Annotated in this window: 10 protein-coding genes; 1 reads left to right on the forward strand and 9 read right to left on the reverse strand. The window is 44.6% G+C overall.

Annotated elements, in window-relative coordinates; all coding sequences use genetic code 11:
• Positions 1-287: 287 nt before the first annotated feature.
• The 3 genes from PCY07_RS02670 to rexB are packed head-to-tail and all read right to left on the reverse strand — an operon-like array spanning position 288 to position 7,537.
• On the reverse strand, positions 288-605 hold the full coding sequence (locus PCY07_RS02670) for a DUF4298 domain-containing protein (protein ID WP_301356512.1): 318 nt from the start codon (positions 603-605) through the stop codon (positions 288-290).
• 3 nt (positions 606-608) lie between these two features.
• Positions 609-4,274: a helicase-exonuclease AddAB subunit AddA gene (addA, locus tag PCY07_RS02675; protein ID WP_301356516.1), complete on the reverse strand. Its 3,666-nt coding sequence runs from the start codon at positions 4,272-4,274 to the stop codon at positions 609-611.
• Complete coding sequence (gene rexB / locus PCY07_RS02680) at positions 4,271-7,537, reverse strand: ATP-dependent nuclease subunit B (RefSeq protein WP_301356513.1); 3,267 nt, start codon at positions 7,535-7,537, stop codon at positions 4,271-4,273. Before rexB ends, addA begins: the two co-directional genes overlap by 4 nt.
• A 159-nt stretch (positions 7,538-7,696) precedes the next feature.
• Here rexB and PCY07_RS02685 point away from each other — a divergent pair, with 159 nt between their 5' ends.
• A complete protein-coding gene (locus PCY07_RS02685; protein ID WP_301556725.1) occupies positions 7,697-8,179 on the forward strand; it encodes a glutathione peroxidase in 483 nt (160 codons plus the stop codon).
• Positions 8,180-8,312: 133 nt separating this feature from the next.
• Here the strand turns inward: PCY07_RS02685 and PCY07_RS02690 are convergent, their stop codons facing one another.
• The 6 genes from PCY07_RS02690 to PCY07_RS02715 form a co-directional block, all read right to left on the reverse strand.
• Positions 8,313-8,498, reverse strand: coding sequence for a hypothetical protein (locus PCY07_RS02690; protein ID WP_041826380.1), 186 nt, complete (start codon positions 8,496-8,498; stop codon positions 8,313-8,315).
• Between the two features lie 37 nt (positions 8,499-8,535).
• Complete coding sequence (locus PCY07_RS02695) at positions 8,536-9,309, reverse strand: hypothetical protein (protein ID WP_301356581.1); 774 nt, start codon at positions 9,307-9,309, stop codon at positions 8,536-8,538.
• Between the two features lie 377 nt (positions 9,310-9,686).
• Positions 9,687-11,555 (reverse strand): ABC transporter ATP-binding protein, encoded by a 1,869-nt coding sequence (locus PCY07_RS02700; protein WP_301356582.1) that lies wholly within the window; start codon positions 11,553-11,555, stop codon positions 9,687-9,689.
• On the reverse strand, positions 11,545-13,290 hold the full coding sequence (locus PCY07_RS02705) for an ABC transporter ATP-binding protein (protein WP_041818303.1): 1,746 nt from the start codon (positions 13,288-13,290) through the stop codon (positions 11,545-11,547). Before PCY07_RS02705 ends, PCY07_RS02700 begins: the two co-directional genes overlap by 11 nt.
• A 394-nt stretch (positions 13,291-13,684) precedes the next feature.
• Positions 13,685-15,448, reverse strand: coding sequence for a glycerophosphodiester phosphodiesterase (locus PCY07_RS02710; RefSeq protein WP_301356583.1), 1,764 nt, complete (start codon positions 15,446-15,448; stop codon positions 13,685-13,687).
• Between the two features lie 246 nt (positions 15,449-15,694).
• Complete coding sequence (locus PCY07_RS02715; protein WP_301356584.1) at positions 15,695-16,840, reverse strand: FtsX-like permease family protein; 1,146 nt, start codon at positions 16,838-16,840, stop codon at positions 15,695-15,697.
• Between the last annotated feature and the right edge of the window lies 1 nt (position 16,841).

The raw sequence follows: 16,841 nt of genomic DNA on the forward strand, positions 1-16,841 counted from the left end.
TTACTGGCAGGGTTTGTCACGATATGCTAACACAAGTAATGCTAAAAGAATTAGAATGATATATATTATGTTTATTCAAACATATACTGAAACTTTCCGCCGTGAGAAAAGTGCTAGAAACACTTTTGTTTCTAGCACTCGGGAGTTTTGAAACTTTAGGTTCAAAACTAAGTCATGGAACTTCGTAGAAGTTCACTGACGTCCGTACTCACCTAAGGAAAGTTTCTATGATGACGTTAGTCTTCAATCTAAAAACTCCGGTTTCCCGGAGCTTTTAGATTGAAATTTCACCGTTCTTTGATCATTTTCGTTGCGATCTCCAAGAGTTCCACTCCCATCTGAAAATGCTCGTCTAACAAATCATAGACAGCATCTTCGGACAAGACACCACAAGGTAGATCCTCTGGAAAGTCAGCCTGATTGGACAAGTCCAAGTCATCAAAATAAACCTGACTACTATAATAATCGCGCAGTTGGATATAGCTCTCTTGATGCTCTTTTAGCTGATCCACTGCTTTTTTGGTATCTTCCAAAGTCTTAGCATAGTCATTCAAATAGCCTTCCATTCTTTGGATCCGTTCGATGTTTTCCTGTGCAATTGCCATGATTTACTCCACTTTCACCACTTCTAGATGGGGACCACCTAGAAGCACGAGGTATTTTTCTACTTGCTCTTTGCCATAAGAACGACGAAGAGCTTCTGCATAGAGATCGAGCTGATCCCGGTAGCGTTCAACCAACTGGCTAGGAACCTTGTAGTGATCCGTCTTATAATCAAAGAGCAGGATCCGGTCTTCTAGCACCAAGTAACCATCCAAGATCCCCCGCACGACAAAGTCCTCACCACTGGCTGGATCTTTCTTCAGCATGGCAAAGGGTGCTTCGCGCCGGACTTGAGAGGCTTCTTTTTGAAGCAAGGTCCCCAAAGGCATCTCATAGAAAGCGAGGATGGCCTCTAGCTTGATGCGGGCTTTGACCGCTGGCTCTGCTTGGACTTGCTCCAAGGCTTGATGCAGCGTATCCAGCGTGATTTCTTCTCCAAGAGGCACGCGCTGCATGAGTTCATGGACAGCACTACCGACCTGGGCTCCCGTCACGGCTTTTTCTTGACCAAAAGTTGGAAGCTCAAAGTCAGGCGCAACTAGCTTTGCATCCATGATCTGGACGCCATTGGCATCCATGACCGGCTCGTAGAATTTCTTGATCTGACTTGGAGTACGGACACTTGGTAAATGAATGGCCGGAGCATAGAGCTGATTGAGCCGATCAACATTTTCCAAGATATCCAAGGCCCGACGAATATCCTCTGACTGGCGGACATCCTTGAGCTGATCAAGCCGAGAATCCTTCTCCTTCTCTAGTGGCTCCAGCTGGTCTGGTGTCAGGTCTTCATCTGTCACAAAACGCGTGTCATAGGCCAGGGTATTCTTGGTAAACACATCTTGAATGGCAAAGAGCCAGTCCTGATAAGAGGTCCATTCTTTTCGCTTCTCTGGATCTAGCTTGCCATTGCGACTGGTCCCCCAATCGGTATCACGCAGTTTGTCCTCCCGGCCTTTTCCGACCAGATAGAGCTTGAGCTCGGCCCGTGTCATAGCGACATAAAGAAGACGCATCTGCTCAGAAATTGTGGCCAATTTTGTTTCTTCCACATTGCGTTGGTAGCAAGGTGTTTCGATCTGCAGGCGAATGGATTCTGGAGCAGCAGGATTCTCTGTCTCAACCGGCAGGTTCGCAACATATTTAAAGCCAATCCCTTTTTGACGACTGAGGATAATCGGCCCCGATTGATCCTTACGGTTAAAGGCCTTGTCCATATTGAGAATAAAGACATACTTGAATTCCAGCCCCTTACTCTTATGGACGGTCATGAGATGGACGGCATCTTTGGGTGCTGCAAGAGGGACGCTGGCCAAATCGTGTTCATTTTCGATCACCTTGTCGATCATGGCAATGAAGCGCGACAAGCCCTTAAAGCTGGCCTTCTCGTAGTCATTGGCCCGAAGCGTCAAGGCATAGAGGTTGGCCTGGCGCTGGCCCCCATTTGGAAGGGCACCGACATAGTCGTAGTAATAGCGATCCTCATAGATTTTCCACAGCAAATCATAGAGCGAAGAGGTCTTAGCAGCAGCTCTCCAAGTAGATAAAACTTTGAGGAAGTTCTCGATTTTAGCTGAGAGCTTGGCATCAATCAGATTTGCATGCTCTGCAGTCTTTTCAAGGGCTAACCGGACCTTGTGGTAGAAGGCTATTTGCTTTTGCTCTGGAAGGGTCTGCAAGGAAATCCGTGCCAATTCATCTTCATCAAAGTCAAACATGGGTGATTTCATGAGAGCAACCAAGGGATAATCATGCAAGGGATTGTTAATGGTCCGCAAGGTATCCAACATGACCATCACTTCCAGCGACTCAAGATAATGCGCCTGTCCGCTATCTGCCACAATCGGGATCTGGTACTGGTCAAAGGCTTCCAGAATCGCGTCATTTCGAGTTCGAGTCGCGGTCAAGAGCGTGATCTCTTTAAAAGGCACTTTTTCCACCCGATGAAGGCGTAGAATTTCTTTGATCACTAGAAGAATTTCTCCCTTGGAAACCGTCTCGAGTCCAGAAGCAGCTTCCCCGTCTTCGGCCTTTTCTTCCTGATCTTGGGAGCCATTATAGAGCAAAAATTCTGCCCGATGTTGTGGCAAGGTCATCCGCTGCTTGTCACTTCCTGCAACCAGATAATGGGTTTGATTATAGTCAATCTCGCCTACCTCTTCGTCCATCAAATGACGAAAGACATCATTGGTCGCGTCCAATACCTCCACATGACTCCGGAAATTTTCCTTGAGGAGGATCAAGCGCCCTTTTGCCCCTTCTTCTTGGTAGGCCTTAAATTTGTCATTGAAAATCTGTGGATCTGCTTGACGGAAGCGGTAAATGGATTGCTTGATATCCCCCACCATGAAGCGATTGTGACCATTTGACAGCAAATCCAACATCCGCTCTTGGGTGTGGTTGGTATCCTGGTACTCATCGACCATGACCTCATGATAACGCTCTTGAAAGGCTTGTCTCACCTCTGGGAATTGCTCTAAAATTTGAATAGCAAAATGACTAATATCCCCAAATTCATAAGCTTTTTCTTGGATTTTTCGCGCCAGATAAGCCTGAGAAAAGTCTCTGATAAAGTCCCGAAGCAAGGAGAGCATAGGCCCTTCTTCTTGGTGGAAGGTTTGTTGAAATTCCAGCTGATAGAGCTGATTTTCCAAGTCTCTGAGGCGGTTGATATGAAGGTTTTTGTCCTGGTTATAAGCCGTAACTAGGTCTTTCAGCTCTTCTTTACGGGCTCTATTGGTCAAGGCTCCCCCATTTGAAGCTCGACTAATCGCCACGACTGCCTTTAGGACAGAGGTCAGTTGCGCTTTATTAGGGCGCTCTGTGAGGCTTCCAATCTGATCCAGCACCTCTTGCACGGCTTCCAAATATTTGGCCTTACCAAATGCTTGGCCTTCATTGGACAAATGAAAGGCAAAAAAGCTCTCTGCCTCATAGAGGGCCTGCTGGATGCTCTCCATCAGATCGCCTTCAACCTGTTCAAAATCGGTCTCTTCATAGCCTTTTAGGAAATGCTCCTCCAGCCATTTTTCTGGATCACTGGTCGACTGAAGAAAGTCATAGATCTGGTAGACCTGCTCTTTAAACAAGGTCAAATTTTTGCGCTGTCCCGTGAAATTCTTGACCATCTGGACAAAGGCTTCTTGGTTTTCTCCTTGGTAATAGCGGTCAAAAACAGTCTGAAAGACTTCATTTTGTAAGAGACGCTGCTCACTGGCATTTTGTAAAATGCGAAACTGGGGCGCCAACCCAAGCAAATAGCCATAGCGCGTTAGGACCTTTTGGGTAAAGGAGTCCATGGTCCCGATATCGCTAGTGGCGACATCTGCGATTTGACGGGCCAGGTGTTGCTTGAGTTCTGGGTCATCTCTCGCTTGCAGGGCTTTTCCAAGTTCACTTTCCAAACGCTCCTTAAGCTCTCCTGCTGCCTTGACCGTAAAGGTCGAGATAAAGAGCTCCTTAATCGAAATACCTCGCTGGATCTGATCCAAAATCCTTTGCACCATGACAAAGGTCTTTCCTGAACCAGCTGAGGCCGACACCAAGATATTGGTCCCCGAACTATAGATAGCATCGATCTGTTCTGCTGTTCGCTTTTGCTCTTTGGTAGAGGCTGCCTCTTGGGCCTGAAGGGCCTTGATTTCTTCTCTTGTCAAAAATGCTTGTTTGATCATTTGTTCAAGACCTCCTTCATCTTCTCGATCCAAGCGGCTTTCACCTTTTCACCGCGTATTCCTTTTTGGTCTAGTTTGGTCAAGAACCGTGCCTGACCGAGGTGACGATCCGCTTCAAATCCAGTGATGGATTTAAACTGCTCCACATATGGTGCGATATTGCGCCCATTTTCACTATAGGGATTGATGGCAAATTGCCCCTTGAGAATCCCTTCTGCTGCTGTTTTATAGAGATAAGCGTTGTACAAGAGGAGCAGGTCCAGCTCTTCCTTACTCAGCATCATGGCCTTGTTCTTATCATAGGCCTCGCCCAGATAAGGCGCCTGATCTGCCATAAAGAGCCCCTTGTACTGTTGACTTTTCATAGTTTGGTTGATGGCGTCCTCGACAGTCCTAGTCTTTTTCAGATCTACTAGGGGATCTCCCATTTCCAAATACATGGCTCCGAAAATCCCTTGCTCCACTTGGTATTCCTTCAGATCCTGAATGGCAGAAAGATAGGTTGGCAATTGAGAATTCAGGCCATTAAAGAACTTGTCATAGTGGAATTGCGTCAAGCTCGACTTGTAATCCACAACGCCAAGAGCTCCCCGATTACTTAACTGATCAATGCGGTCCACCTTGCCCCGTAGCTGCAGGAGACGGCCATCAGACAAAGGATAAGAGGTGTGGGCGCTCCCGCCAAAGAGGGTCTCCTCACCAATGGTCTCGATGCCATTTTGCTGAGCGAGGACCCGGCCGGTCGTTTTTGCTGTATCAAGAAGCAAGTTGCGAATAAACTCGGTCTCTCCATTTTCTCCATACAATTGCTGGAACTCTGCTTCTTGGCTGGTTTCTCGAATCGCCTCACTTAAGCGCTGATCAAACGCTTGATCAGAGCTGTCTTTTAAGACTTTTTCAAAGATCCGGTGCAAGAAATTCCCATGACTGCGAGCGTCTGGCCGGATCGTCTCATCTTCTTGTAAGCCCAAGACATAGCGCAGATAAAAGGCATACTGGTGCTTGTAGTATTCATTCAAGGCAGAAGCAGATAAGGTCAAGGCTTTGCCTTCTGGATAGAGCGCTTGAAGCGTATCCGACTGGAGCTGGCGACTCTTCAATTCCGTTGAAATTTGAGGAATCTGGATGCCCTCAGCGGCCAATTTCTTTCGCAAGACCCGTACGGCCACACCCCAAAAGCTGGCTTCTTCAGCTGACAGCTCACTAGTGATCTCTTCTTGATGGAGTTCGATCACGCGCGCTAAGAGGGCTCGGTAGGTCCCGATGTCATCACTCGAAGCTTGGGCTTGTTTGGTCGTCCACTCGATGGCAATGGGCTCCTTGGCCAATTCTAGAAGGTAAGGAGAGACGCTATCTTCCGTTTCATTGACCAAGCTAGGGGCCGATAGGACCAGTTGTTCGGTCGCTGCATTAAGTAGAGAAACCGCCACAAAGCGATTCTTCTTGAGATTTTCGCTGGTCACCACCTGGAGCTCTGCTCCTTCTTGCGTTGCCTCATTGAGCTGCTGGCGCTCGTCTTCACTGAGAAGCGAGGTATTCTGCGCGATCTTTGGAAAACGTTCCTGGGTCAGCCCGATCGCGTAGACATAAGGGGCTGTCAAGGGCTCAATCAAGTCATAGGACTGAACCGTCACTACATCGACCGTAGCAGGAACTGTCCGGTATTGTGACAATTGCATGCCGGATAAGACAAGAGCTAAAAAGTCATCCACTGTCAGTTCTTGGTCCTCAAAAACCAGATTCAATTCTTCTAAGACGTGGAGGAAGGCCTTCCAGACCTGGTCATAGCGCTCCTGCTCCTCCAAAGCTAGATCCTTGATCAAAGCTTGTAGATTCTGAGAAAGCTGAGCCTCTTGCAGAAACTCTGTAAAGGCCATTAAGAGATGGTTCACCTTTTGTTTGCGCTGTGAAAAGAATGGAGCTAAAGGTTCTGCTACGCGTTCTCGGAGGGAATTGAGTGCTTCTAGATGAAACTTACCTTGACGATTGCTGGTAAAAGGCTTTTGAAATTTTGCAGCACCCTTTACTTCCGCAAAGCGAAGATACTGTTCAAAAGCATCGACTTCTGCTTGCTCCAGATCACTATAAAGTCCCGTTTTCAACAGATTGATGACGTCTTCTGTCTGGTAATTGAACTGCTTGATCCGCCCTAGCGATTCAATGACTTGAATCAAGGGATGGTGGACCATGGCTTCGCTTCGTCCTAAGTAAAAGGGGATCTGATACTGGTCAAAAATGGTCTTGAGTTGCAGTTGATAAGCTTCTACATCGCCTAGCAAGACCCGAATATCGCGATAGCGCGCACCGTCATGAAGGCGCTGACGGATGGATTTAGCGACAAATTCCAACTCTTCTTTTTGCGTATTGGTTTGCCAGAGTTGAACAGCGGTTCGGTCTTGGTCCTCCAGCACATCTTCCACTTGTGAAAAATCGTAGCGCGCTTCCAACATGCGGGTCATGCGACTAAAGGAATCTTCGATCGCTTGCCCACAATACTGAGGCTGAACTTGGAAAGTCTTAGCTAGCTGGAGCAGAAAGTCAATACTAGCCTGATAGAGATTGCCCTCTCTGAAGGTTACTCGATAGGCTTTTTCACTGGCATAGACCCCGATGACAATCTCCACTCCTTTTCGGTGAAGGAGACCAATCAAGGCCTCTTCTTCCGCAGAAAAACGCGTGAAGCCATCGACGACGATCGCCACATCTTTCAATTGCTCTTCCAAGTGCCCCTCTTCAACCTGGTTGAGGAAAACGGCAATCTTGGACTGGGATTCATACTGGTGCTGGATCAGCATCTCAGTGACAGCTTCAAAAATCGCTATGAGGTCCTCTCTTTTTTCAGCTTCCTCGAGCAACTTTAAATCTGTAAAATCCATCTGGGCTGTCTGTAATTCATGATAGAGCTGAACCAGTTGCTGGATAAACTGAGGATCCTTGCGCAGGGTTCCGTATACTTTAAGATCCTGCTCCTTCATTTGGGAAAGAGCTTTAAAAAATAACATGCCTAGTCCGATGTCATCCAAGGCTTGCTCCTCAAAGACCTGGTTCAGGATGAAATAACGGGCCATTTGGGCAAAGCGCGTGACGGTAATAGCAAAAGAAGCCTGACCTTCTAAATAGGACAAGACCTTGGCTTCTTTTTCAAAGGAAAGAGAGTTAGGTGCAATGTAAAACACACGCTTGCCATCTTCTACTAACCTTACGGCTTCTTGCGTCAGGACCTGGGTCAAGGGGGTCCGAACATCCGTATAGAGTAATTTCATCCGATCCGTTCTCCTTTGGGCACTTTCTTGAGAGCTTATTATCTTCTTATTATATCATTTTCGCAGGAGGGACTAAAGCAAGAAGTCATGCTCCTCTTGCCCCAATTTTAGGACATTTGTGCTACAATAAAAGCTAAAGAAACAGAAAGGATGATCCCGATGACCAGCATTTATGATTTTTCTTTAGAAAACCAACAAGGTGAAAAAATTTCTCTTTCCCACTACCAAGGTAAGGTCCTCATCGTGGTCAATACAGCAACAGGCTGTGGCCTAACCCTGCAATACCAAGGACTGCAAGATCTCTACCAGCGCTACCAGGAAAAGGGGCTTGAAATCCTAGACATTCCCTGTAACCAATTCATGGGGCAAGCTCCAGGAACTGCAGAAGAAATCAATAGCTTCTGTAGCCTCAACTACCAGACCACCTTTCCACGATTCGCTAAAGCCAAGGTCAATGGTAAAGAAGCCCTTCCTCTTTATGACTGGCTCAAAAGCCAAGCAGCTGGACCACTGGGCAAACGCATCGAATGGAACTTCGCTAAATTTGTCATCGACCGACAAGGCCAAGTCGCCCAACGCTTCTCCTCCAAAACAGAACCAGCTGCTATGGAAGACTTGATCCAAGAATTGCTTGAAAAATAAGCAAAAAAAAGGAAAGAATGATGTTTGAATAAACGACATTCTTTCCTTTTTCTTATTGTATTCATCTATTCAGTCCAATCTTCAAGAAGGTTGTTTGTTTGACTAAACTTTTAATTGAACCAATAAGAGATCGTTACTTTTCACTTCCCTCTTTCTCACTACTGTGTTTTTCTTTATACTTATCGGAATCCTTCGTAAAGAGTTTCTGGGGTAAATCAACCAACCAATCAAAAAGACGGTCGCCTACAAATTGAATAGCTAGAAGAATTGCAGTTGCCACTATAAAGCATAAAATGATGTAATTATCAACATTTGCCATTTTTTTAGCCTCCCTATTTTCATACCACTATCATTGTCTATTCATCTTGAGTGTTTTCTGATATCTTAGTTAATAATGCATCTATAATAGCAGGTGAGACTTTTCTCTCTTTTAAAGAATACATCCCCTTAGGCTCAAAATGCATTTCCATATTTAATAGTTGTTTCCCATTTAGAAAGATCATACTACTAAAGGAACTTTGTACCGTAGTATCATGCTGATCATAGATAAAACTTCCGTTATCTATCTTTGGATCTATATAAGGAATATAATAGATTGCAGTTCTACTAGAAGCTGATTTTTTCACCGCTGGAAGTTCGTTTTGTTGGTAAAAAGATGAATTTAAATAAGTATCTAATAATTCTTGAGCTTGTCCAGAATTCTGGATATGAAATTTTACTTCCCCTCGATTATACGCACCCAATGTTTCAATACCTGTATGGTCATATACATAAGCTTTGAAATTCAAGCCACCAACTTGTTTGTTATCTTTATCGAAAAATACATATGTAACAGATACGCTTTTTTCGGAATCATCATAATCCCAAACACCTTCATCATTTAGTTTAACACTAGTTACGCCGTATTGCGACATCACTTCTTTCACATCCTTATCGGACAATATTTTCTCAAGATCTTCTGCTGTTGTGAATCTAAGGTTGTCTTCTTCACTATCACTACTAGTTTCAGAGCTCATCGAATCGCTAGTACTAGGGCTACTACTCTTTGAAACAGTCGATTTCGAACAAGCACCTAAGCAAGCCAATACTAAAATACCAACACCTATCATTTTCAGTTTTTTAAGTTCCATTTATTTTCCCTTTTTCATTTATATAAAATCTCTCAATACCTTGTTACAATTGGGATTGAGTATGGTGCGTAACGACTGTTACCCTATACATTTAAAAACAATAGCCACCTATCTAACACAAGATCAGGCTTGTTGAGATCAAATTTTCCAAAATCTTCCCATTGTTATGTAGCATGTTTTACACAAAATTCGTACACTATCATAAAATTACGCTTTCATTTTACCACCTTGTCTTATCTTTGAAAAGTATTTTTTAGAAAATATTTGGTAAGGCTAAGCCTTCTTACCCTTTATATGTAATAAGGCAGTCATACTTTGTATTTTGGTGATTTTTAATGTTTCAAAAAAGCCTGAGCCAACGCTCAAGCTTTTTTGGTTTAATCAATTTCAAGTCCACCGGTGTACAAACGGTGATAGGTTCCTTTTTCTGCCATCAAGGAAGCATGATTGCCTCGCTCGATGATGCGTCCGTGGTCCATGACCATGATGACATCGGAATTGACAATTGTCGATAGACGGTGGGCAATAACAAAGACTGTCCGACCTTCCATCAGGCGGTCCATCCCTTCTTGCACCATCTTCTCTGTCCGAGAGTCAATCGAAGACGTCGCTTCGTCCAGAATCAAGACTGGCGCATTGGCAAGGGCTGCACGGGCAATGGCGATCAATTGTCGTTGACCATTTGAAAGGCCAGCCCCATCATCCGTCAAGACCGTTTCATAGCCCTGATCCAAGTGTTTGACAAAGGAATCCACATTGGCAATCCGAGCTGCCTCAAGGATCTCCTCCCGCGTTGCATCGGCACGGCCATAAGCGATGTTTTCCGCAATCGTACCAGTGAATAAGTGGGTATCTTGAAGAACGATTCCAAGAGAACGACGAAGAGAATCTTTCTCGATCAATTTGATATCGATCCCATCATAAGTGATCATTCCGGATTGGATATCATAGAATCGGTTGATCAAGTTGGTGATGGTTGTCTTCCCTGCACCAGTCGCTCCGACAAAGGCCACTTTTTGACCCTTATCCGCATAGAGATTGATGCCATGAAGAATTTGTTTCTTCCCATCATAAGAGAAATCAACATTATCAAAGACCACATTTCCGACCATCTTGACAAGCTGGTAATCTCCATTTGGACGTGGGTGTTTCCAAGCCCATTTGTTGGTTTTCTGATCAGTTTCGACCATTTCTCCATCGACCAGTTCATAATTGACCAGCGTCACTTTTCCTTGGTCGACTTCTTCTTCTTCGTCCAAGAGATCAAAGACTCGGTCTCCACCAGCCAAGGCCATAAGGACAAAGTTCAATTGTTGAGAGACCTGAGCAATGGGACCTGTGAAGGAACGGTTCAATTGCAGAAAGGCCATAAGACCACCAATGGTTAAACCACCGATGCCGTTTAGGGCAAAGAGTCCACCGATCAAGGCTGTCAGAACAAAGGAAACATTTCCCAAGTTCCCAAGAATCGGCATGAGGACATTGGCATAGCGATTGGCTTGGTAAGAGGATTCAAAGAGTTGGTCATTGATCCGATCAAAATCTTCAATGCTTTCTCTTTCATGCACAAAGGCCTTGACCACTTTTTGACCAGACATCATTTCTTCAATAAAGCCGTTCTCAATCCCCAAGTTCTTTTGTTGGGCGCCAAAGTAACGACCTGACTTGCCAGAGACATCCTTGATGATAAAGACCATGACGATAACCATGACAAGAACAATCAAGAACAAGAGCGGACTAACCGTCAGCATGGTAATCGTTACCCCAAGGATGGTAATCGCTGAGGATAGAAGTTGAGGAATGGATTGTTCAATCGCTTGGCGAAGAGCATCAATATCATTGGTATAGATAGACATGATGTCCCCGTGTTGGTGGGTATCAAAGTAACGAACTGGCAGTTTTTGCATGCGAGCAAACAACTGATTTCGAAGACTTCTAAGTGAGTCTTGTGAAACAGTCGCCATAATCAAGGTAAAGCCATAGTTGGCAAGTACCCCGATCAAACAGATTAAACCAACCCGTGTCAAGAAGGACAAGAGCGGTCCAAAATCATGGCTGTTTGACGTTAGCATAGGCTCCACATAGACATCGACCAAGGACTGAATCGAAGCTGTTACATTGACCGTCGCAAGTGACGATAGAATGATTAAGATAAAGGAAACAATCAAGGATACCTTGTAGTTTTTCCAAAGGAAGTCGAGCAGGCGAAGGATAGAGCCTAGATTTGCTTTTTTCTTAGTTTTCATCTGCTTCTCCTTTCCCTTGTGTTTGCATTTCATATACTTCTTGGTAGATAGCATTGGTCGCAAGCAATTCCTCGTGACGACCGATGGCATCAATCTGACCATCATTCATCACGATGATGCGATCTGCATCTTGAATAGAGGAAATCCGTTGACCAATGATAATTTTGGTAGTCTCTTTCAAGCTGGTTGCCAATCCTTGACGGATCAAACTATCTGTCTTGGTATCGACCGCCGAAGTCGAATCATCCAAGATCAAGATCTTCGGATTCATGAGAAGGGCACGCGCGATACAGAGACGCTGGCGTTGGCCACCAGAGACGTTGGATCCCCCACGCTCAATCATAGTGTCATAGCCCTCTTTGAAATCTTGAATAAATTCATCGGCTTGCGCAATCTTACAAGCCGCAATGATCTCTTCATCCGTTGCGTCTTTATTTCCCCAGCGCATATTTTCTTTAATCGTACCAGAGAAAAGGACATTGGTCTGAAGAACCATGGCCACTTGCTTACGAAGGGAATCAAGATCGTATTCTTTGACATCGTGGCCTGCTACTGTCACCCGACCAGACTCGACATCATAAAGACGAGGAATCAACTGAACCAAGCTTGATTTCCCTGATCCTGTTCCTCCCAAGATCCCAATCACTTCCCCTGAACGAATGGAAAGATTAATCCCTTGTAAGACATGGGTCTTGTCGCCATTTTCATCGGTATAGGCAAAGGTCACATCCTCAAAGTTGATGGATCCATCAGCGACTTCTTTGATCCCATTTTCTGGAGAGTCAATCGTCGTTTTGGTCGTTAAGACTTCATTGATCCGCTCGACAGAGGCCATGGAAATCGACAACATGACAAAGATCATCATAAACATCATGAGCGACATGAGAATGGTCATGGTGTAGCTAAACATAGAGGTCAAATTCCCAGTAGAGAGTTGGCCACCAACAATCAGATGAGCCCCGATCCAAGAGATCAAAAGGAAAGAAGCATACATGGAAAGCATCATAGCTGGGCTACTCAAGACAACGACACGGATAGCCTTCATAAACATGTTATAAATCAAACGTGAAGCCTTCTTGAATTTAACGGTTTCATCTGCTTCCTTAACGTAAGACTTCACCACTCGCATATTGGTGATGTTTTCTTGAATGCTGTTGTTGAGATTGTCATAAGCTTCAAATACTTCTGTGAAGAGCGGATACACAATCTTCATGATGATACTTAAGACAGCTGCCAAAAAGATGGTCACATAGACAAAGATCATGGCCATTTCCGCATTGATCATGAAACAAGCTACAATGGCAAAGATCAAATTGAGCGGTGCCCGAACACAGATCCGAATGACCATTTGATAGGCATTTTGCACATTGGTCACATCCGTCATCATCCGAGTGACTAACCCACCTGATGAGAACTGATCAATATTCTCAAATGAGAAGGTTTGAACCTTTTTGAAAATAGCCCGACGAAGGTTTTTGGCAAAACCAGCCGATGCATAGGCGCCATAACGGGCAGACTGCATCCCACAAAAGAGGGAGAGAAAGGCACAGACCAGCATGAGCCCACCGTAAAACAAAATATTGTTCATGTTTCTTTGTTGAACACCTTGGTCCAAAAGACTCGCCATGACAAAGGGAATCGAAATCTCAAACATGACTTCAAAGACCATGAACAAGGAAGCCAAAAACGAGGGCTTCTTGAATTCTTTGATCTCGGAAATTAAGGATCGAATCATTATTACCTCCAATGTTATTCATACTTTTTCCTGCGGTAGAAGCAAAGCTTCTTTCCATCGAAAACAGGTCAAAACACACAAAATTCCCTGAGGGAAAGACCCTAGGGATTACGCGTTTTTTATAGTCTTCATTGTAACCTAAATTGCAAAAAAATGCAAGATTTTTAGACAGCATCCGTTTTTCTGCTTATCCAGTACAAAAGAGGCTGGGACAAAAGTCCTATCCTCTCAATTGTTTTTGGATTGTCGAGCAAGACACAGTGGCTGAGTGGGCTCTACTACGCTGATTTTATCAGCTTTTACAGCCCTACTCAACTGTGCGGAGGTGGGACGACGAAATCGAATTCTAACGAATTACCGATTTCTGTCCCACTCTCTCTATGCGTATCCTGTCTTATTCTTCTTTAGACGTAGCGACGAGATTCAAGAAGCGATCAAAGTAGGACTTGTTTTCTTTCAAATCCTTTTTCAGTCTTTGCGCCTCTGTCAATTCATCCGTAATCAAGCCATCAATGGGTTGTTGCAAATACTTGGTCAACTTTTGTTTGTCATTGATGGTCCAGACATAGAGCTCTTTTTTCATCTCATGGGCCTGGGTTACCAAATTCTTTTGATAAGAAAAGTCTTCAATGGCAAAAAAGTCAACTGAGACCTTTTCAAAGCGACCGAATTGAATGGGAATGACATAGCCGGTCTTGATCTCAGGGGCTTTTTTCTCGACTTTTTCCATGACCGACAGATCCAAAGACATAGCCGGATAGTCTTTTTCGACCCCTAATTCCCGCATCTTCTGCACAAAGAGATCCACATAATTGGCAGGCTCTCCACCATGAGACTTAAGCTCAACCAAGAGCTTCATCTTCAATTCTTTGGCACGCTTGACATATTCCTCAAATGAAGGGATATGACTCGTGTGACCATCCTGTTGAATCTTGAGGCCTTGCACCTCAGCTAGGGTCATGTCTTTCACATCCTTGTCCACCCCAGCAAGGCGCTTGAGATTGTCGTCATGCATGACGACAAATTGATGGTCCTTAGTGAGAAGAATGTCCATCTCCGCATAAGCTGCTTTTTCCTTGGCTGCTGCTTCTAAGGCTTCCAGGGAATTTTCTACCCCTTTAGAGACATCCCCTCGATGGGCGATGAGCTTGATCTGGTCATTCACCTTTAGGGTTGCCAGTTCATAGGCTGAGATCCCCGATTGGACCATGAGAAAGACCACTGTCAGGGCAAAGAGCCCCTTCATCTTTCGACTGCCTTTCGAGCGCATGACCGATCGGCTCGGTACTTCCCATGCAGAATCCAAGATAATGCCGAGCGACCCCACCTTTGTCAAGACTGTAAAAATGAATAGGAAGGTCCGAATCAAGACCAAAAAGATGGTCACCACCCAGAAATACTGGCCTTCTTTATCGATCACGGTCAAGGTAAAGACCAAACCCAAGATCAATAAAATCCCTAGAAAGGTTAAGAGAAACTCAAAGGACAGAATTCTCCATAAGAGACGAAAACCTCCTCTTTTAGTCATAGTCCAGCTTTTTTTCAAGGCACGACCAAATGGCAACTCCTCTACCACGAGGTTGGGGACCGTATATACGAGGCGAAGATTAAGATAGATAAAGGTCAGCTGCACCACAAAGAGCCCGATGGAGCCAATCGTGGTCTTTTCAAACTCCCCCGTGATAAAGGTTGGAATATAAAGCCCATCTGTCAGAGTTGATCCTATCAAGACACCTGCAACAGGCAAGGTCAAAAGGAGATAGAGCAGAAAATAAAGCAGATTCCTTCCCGCTAGGTCCTTCAAGCGACCAAATGATTGCCGCAAGACCTTTTTAAAGGACAAGTGTCGGTCGGTTCGCGATAGGTAAATGACCGAAATCAGGGTCCGCATCTCCAGCATAAACAAGAAAGCAAAGACCATGATAAAGACCAAAAGAGCCAGCAAGCTCAAGGGATGGCTCATAACAGAGACAAGGTTGTTCTTATCAATATTGGCCTGCCCAGCAAGTAAAACAGCCAGATGAAAGAGCCAAGTCAAGGCCGCAGCCCCAATGCCAACCACAAATTGTAGCAAAATTCCAATCGCAATAAAGGACCATTTATTGCGCCAGATCAAGTAAAAGGCCCCCTTCAGGTCCTGCCAGTAAGTCCGTTTCATCTCATTCCCGTTCCTTTTCTTTCATTCCCTTAGAATAGCGGAAAAGCCTTATCTTGTCAATGATTCCACAAGAAAAAAGGCTGGGACAAAAGTCCTAATTTAGATTGTCGAGCAAGACGCAGTGGTTGAGTGTGCTCTACTACGCTGATTTCATCAGCTTTTACAGCCCTACTCAACTGTGCGGAGGTGGGACGACGAAATCGAATTCTAACGAATTACCAATTTCTGTCCCACTCTCTTTTCTATTTATTCTGCTAAGAGCACTTCTTTGATGGTTTGTTTTTGGAGTTTTCTGTTGGATAGATAAAAGAGGCTTTCATAAACCACCGCAAAACCAAGCAAGGTCCAAAAGCACACATTCCCATCAAAGTGATGCTCAATCTTTTCAGGAACCGTATCTTTGATCACACCGATCAAAATTTCCATGATACCGTATTGGTAAACCGTCCCAAGAACAAATCCTAGATAAGCCCAGAAACGATAGGGAGCGAGAATATGACTTTGGCATTCACGATCGGTGTAGCCAAAAGCCTTCATAAGAGCCAAGGTTTCACGACTTTCTGAGACAACAATCCCCAATGACAAAAAGAGTATCGAGAAAGAAAGGATCAAGCCAATCATGATCATCATGGTTTGGATGATATCATCTGTGTAATCCCTGAGGCCAAAGGACAATTGAACCATGGCCGCAAAACACATGGAGCCAAAGACCACAAAAAACAAGATCGATTTTCTCCCCCATATCAGTGACGAGGATAGCTCTTTTAGGAAGTCTTTCTCTTTCTTAGGAACCCTCTTTCTCCTTTTGACCTTGATCGGACTTGGGGACTTTTTCAATAAGCGAAGAGCCGGGGTTTGAAGTTGTCTTCTAGCATAACCAATCGCGAGAAGCATAAAGAAGGTTGTTGGTAGCATCACCAAAGCAAGCAAGAGTTGCCAGTGAAAGTGAATGGTGATTTCTGGCAGGATTCCCTTCTCATTACGGAAGTCGTAAAAATGTCCCATCATGAGAAATGAAGCGAAATAGCCAAGAAGCGCTCCAGCTCCAAAACTCAGCCCAAAGGCCCAAAACCGTTTAGCCAACTGGCCATTGCTATATCCCAAAGCCTTTAAAATCCCTAATTGTTCCTTGTGATCATCAACAAATTGTTTGATATAAAAACACATGAGAAGGACCGACGTCAAGGACAAGACACCCCCACTGACCATGGCCACCATCCAGGAAAGCGAAACCTGGGCATCATAGTAGGTCTGCATCATGGGATTGGTTTTCGAAATCTCCAACTGCTCGATATCCAGGTAAAAATTCAAGAAGAGATTGGCCACAAAGACCGCACAAGCTCCAATGATACTGACGACAATTAATTTTCGAATATCTTTTACTGAAAACATA

Source organism: Streptococcus sp. SP1, from assembly GCF_030440005.1.
In the GTDB taxonomy this organism is placed as follows: Bacteria; Bacillota; Bacilli; order Lactobacillales; family Streptococcaceae; genus Streptococcus; species Streptococcus parasanguinis.

Excerpts from the sequence above, each read along its gene's own strand:
- PCY07_RS02670 (WP_301356512.1), bottom strand. The coding sequence starts at position 605 with ATGGCAATTGCACAGGAAAACATCGAACGGATCCAAAGAATGGAAGGC.
- addA (WP_301356516.1), bottom strand. The coding sequence starts at position 4,274 with ATGATCAAACAAGCATTTTTGACAAGAGAAGAAATCAAGGCCCTTCAG.
- rexB (WP_301356513.1), bottom strand. The coding sequence starts at position 7,537 with ATGAAATTACTCTATACGGATGTTCGGACCCCCTTGACCCAGGTCCTG.
- PCY07_RS02685 (WP_301556725.1), top strand. The coding sequence starts at position 7,697 with ATGACCAGCATTTATGATTTTTCTTTAGAAAACCAACAAGGTGAAAAA.
- PCY07_RS02690 (WP_041826380.1), bottom strand. The coding sequence starts at position 8,498 with ATGGCAAATGTTGATAATTACATCATTTTATGCTTTATAGTGGCAACT.
- PCY07_RS02695 (WP_301356581.1), bottom strand. The coding sequence starts at position 9,309 with ATGGAACTTAAAAAACTGAAAATGATAGGTGTTGGTATTTTAGTATTG.
- PCY07_RS02700 (WP_301356582.1), bottom strand. The coding sequence starts at position 11,555 with ATGAAAACTAAGAAAAAAGCAAATCTAGGCTCTATCCTTCGCCTGCTC.
- PCY07_RS02705 (WP_041818303.1), bottom strand. The coding sequence starts at position 13,290 with ATGATTCGATCCTTAATTTCCGAGATCAAAGAATTCAAGAAGCCCTCG.
- PCY07_RS02710 (WP_301356583.1), bottom strand. The coding sequence starts at position 15,448 with ATGAAACGGACTTACTGGCAGGACCTGAAGGGGGCCTTTTACTTGATC.
- PCY07_RS02715 (WP_301356584.1), bottom strand. The coding sequence starts at position 16,840 with ATGTTTTCAGTAAAAGATATTCGAAAATTAATTGTCGTCAGTATCATT.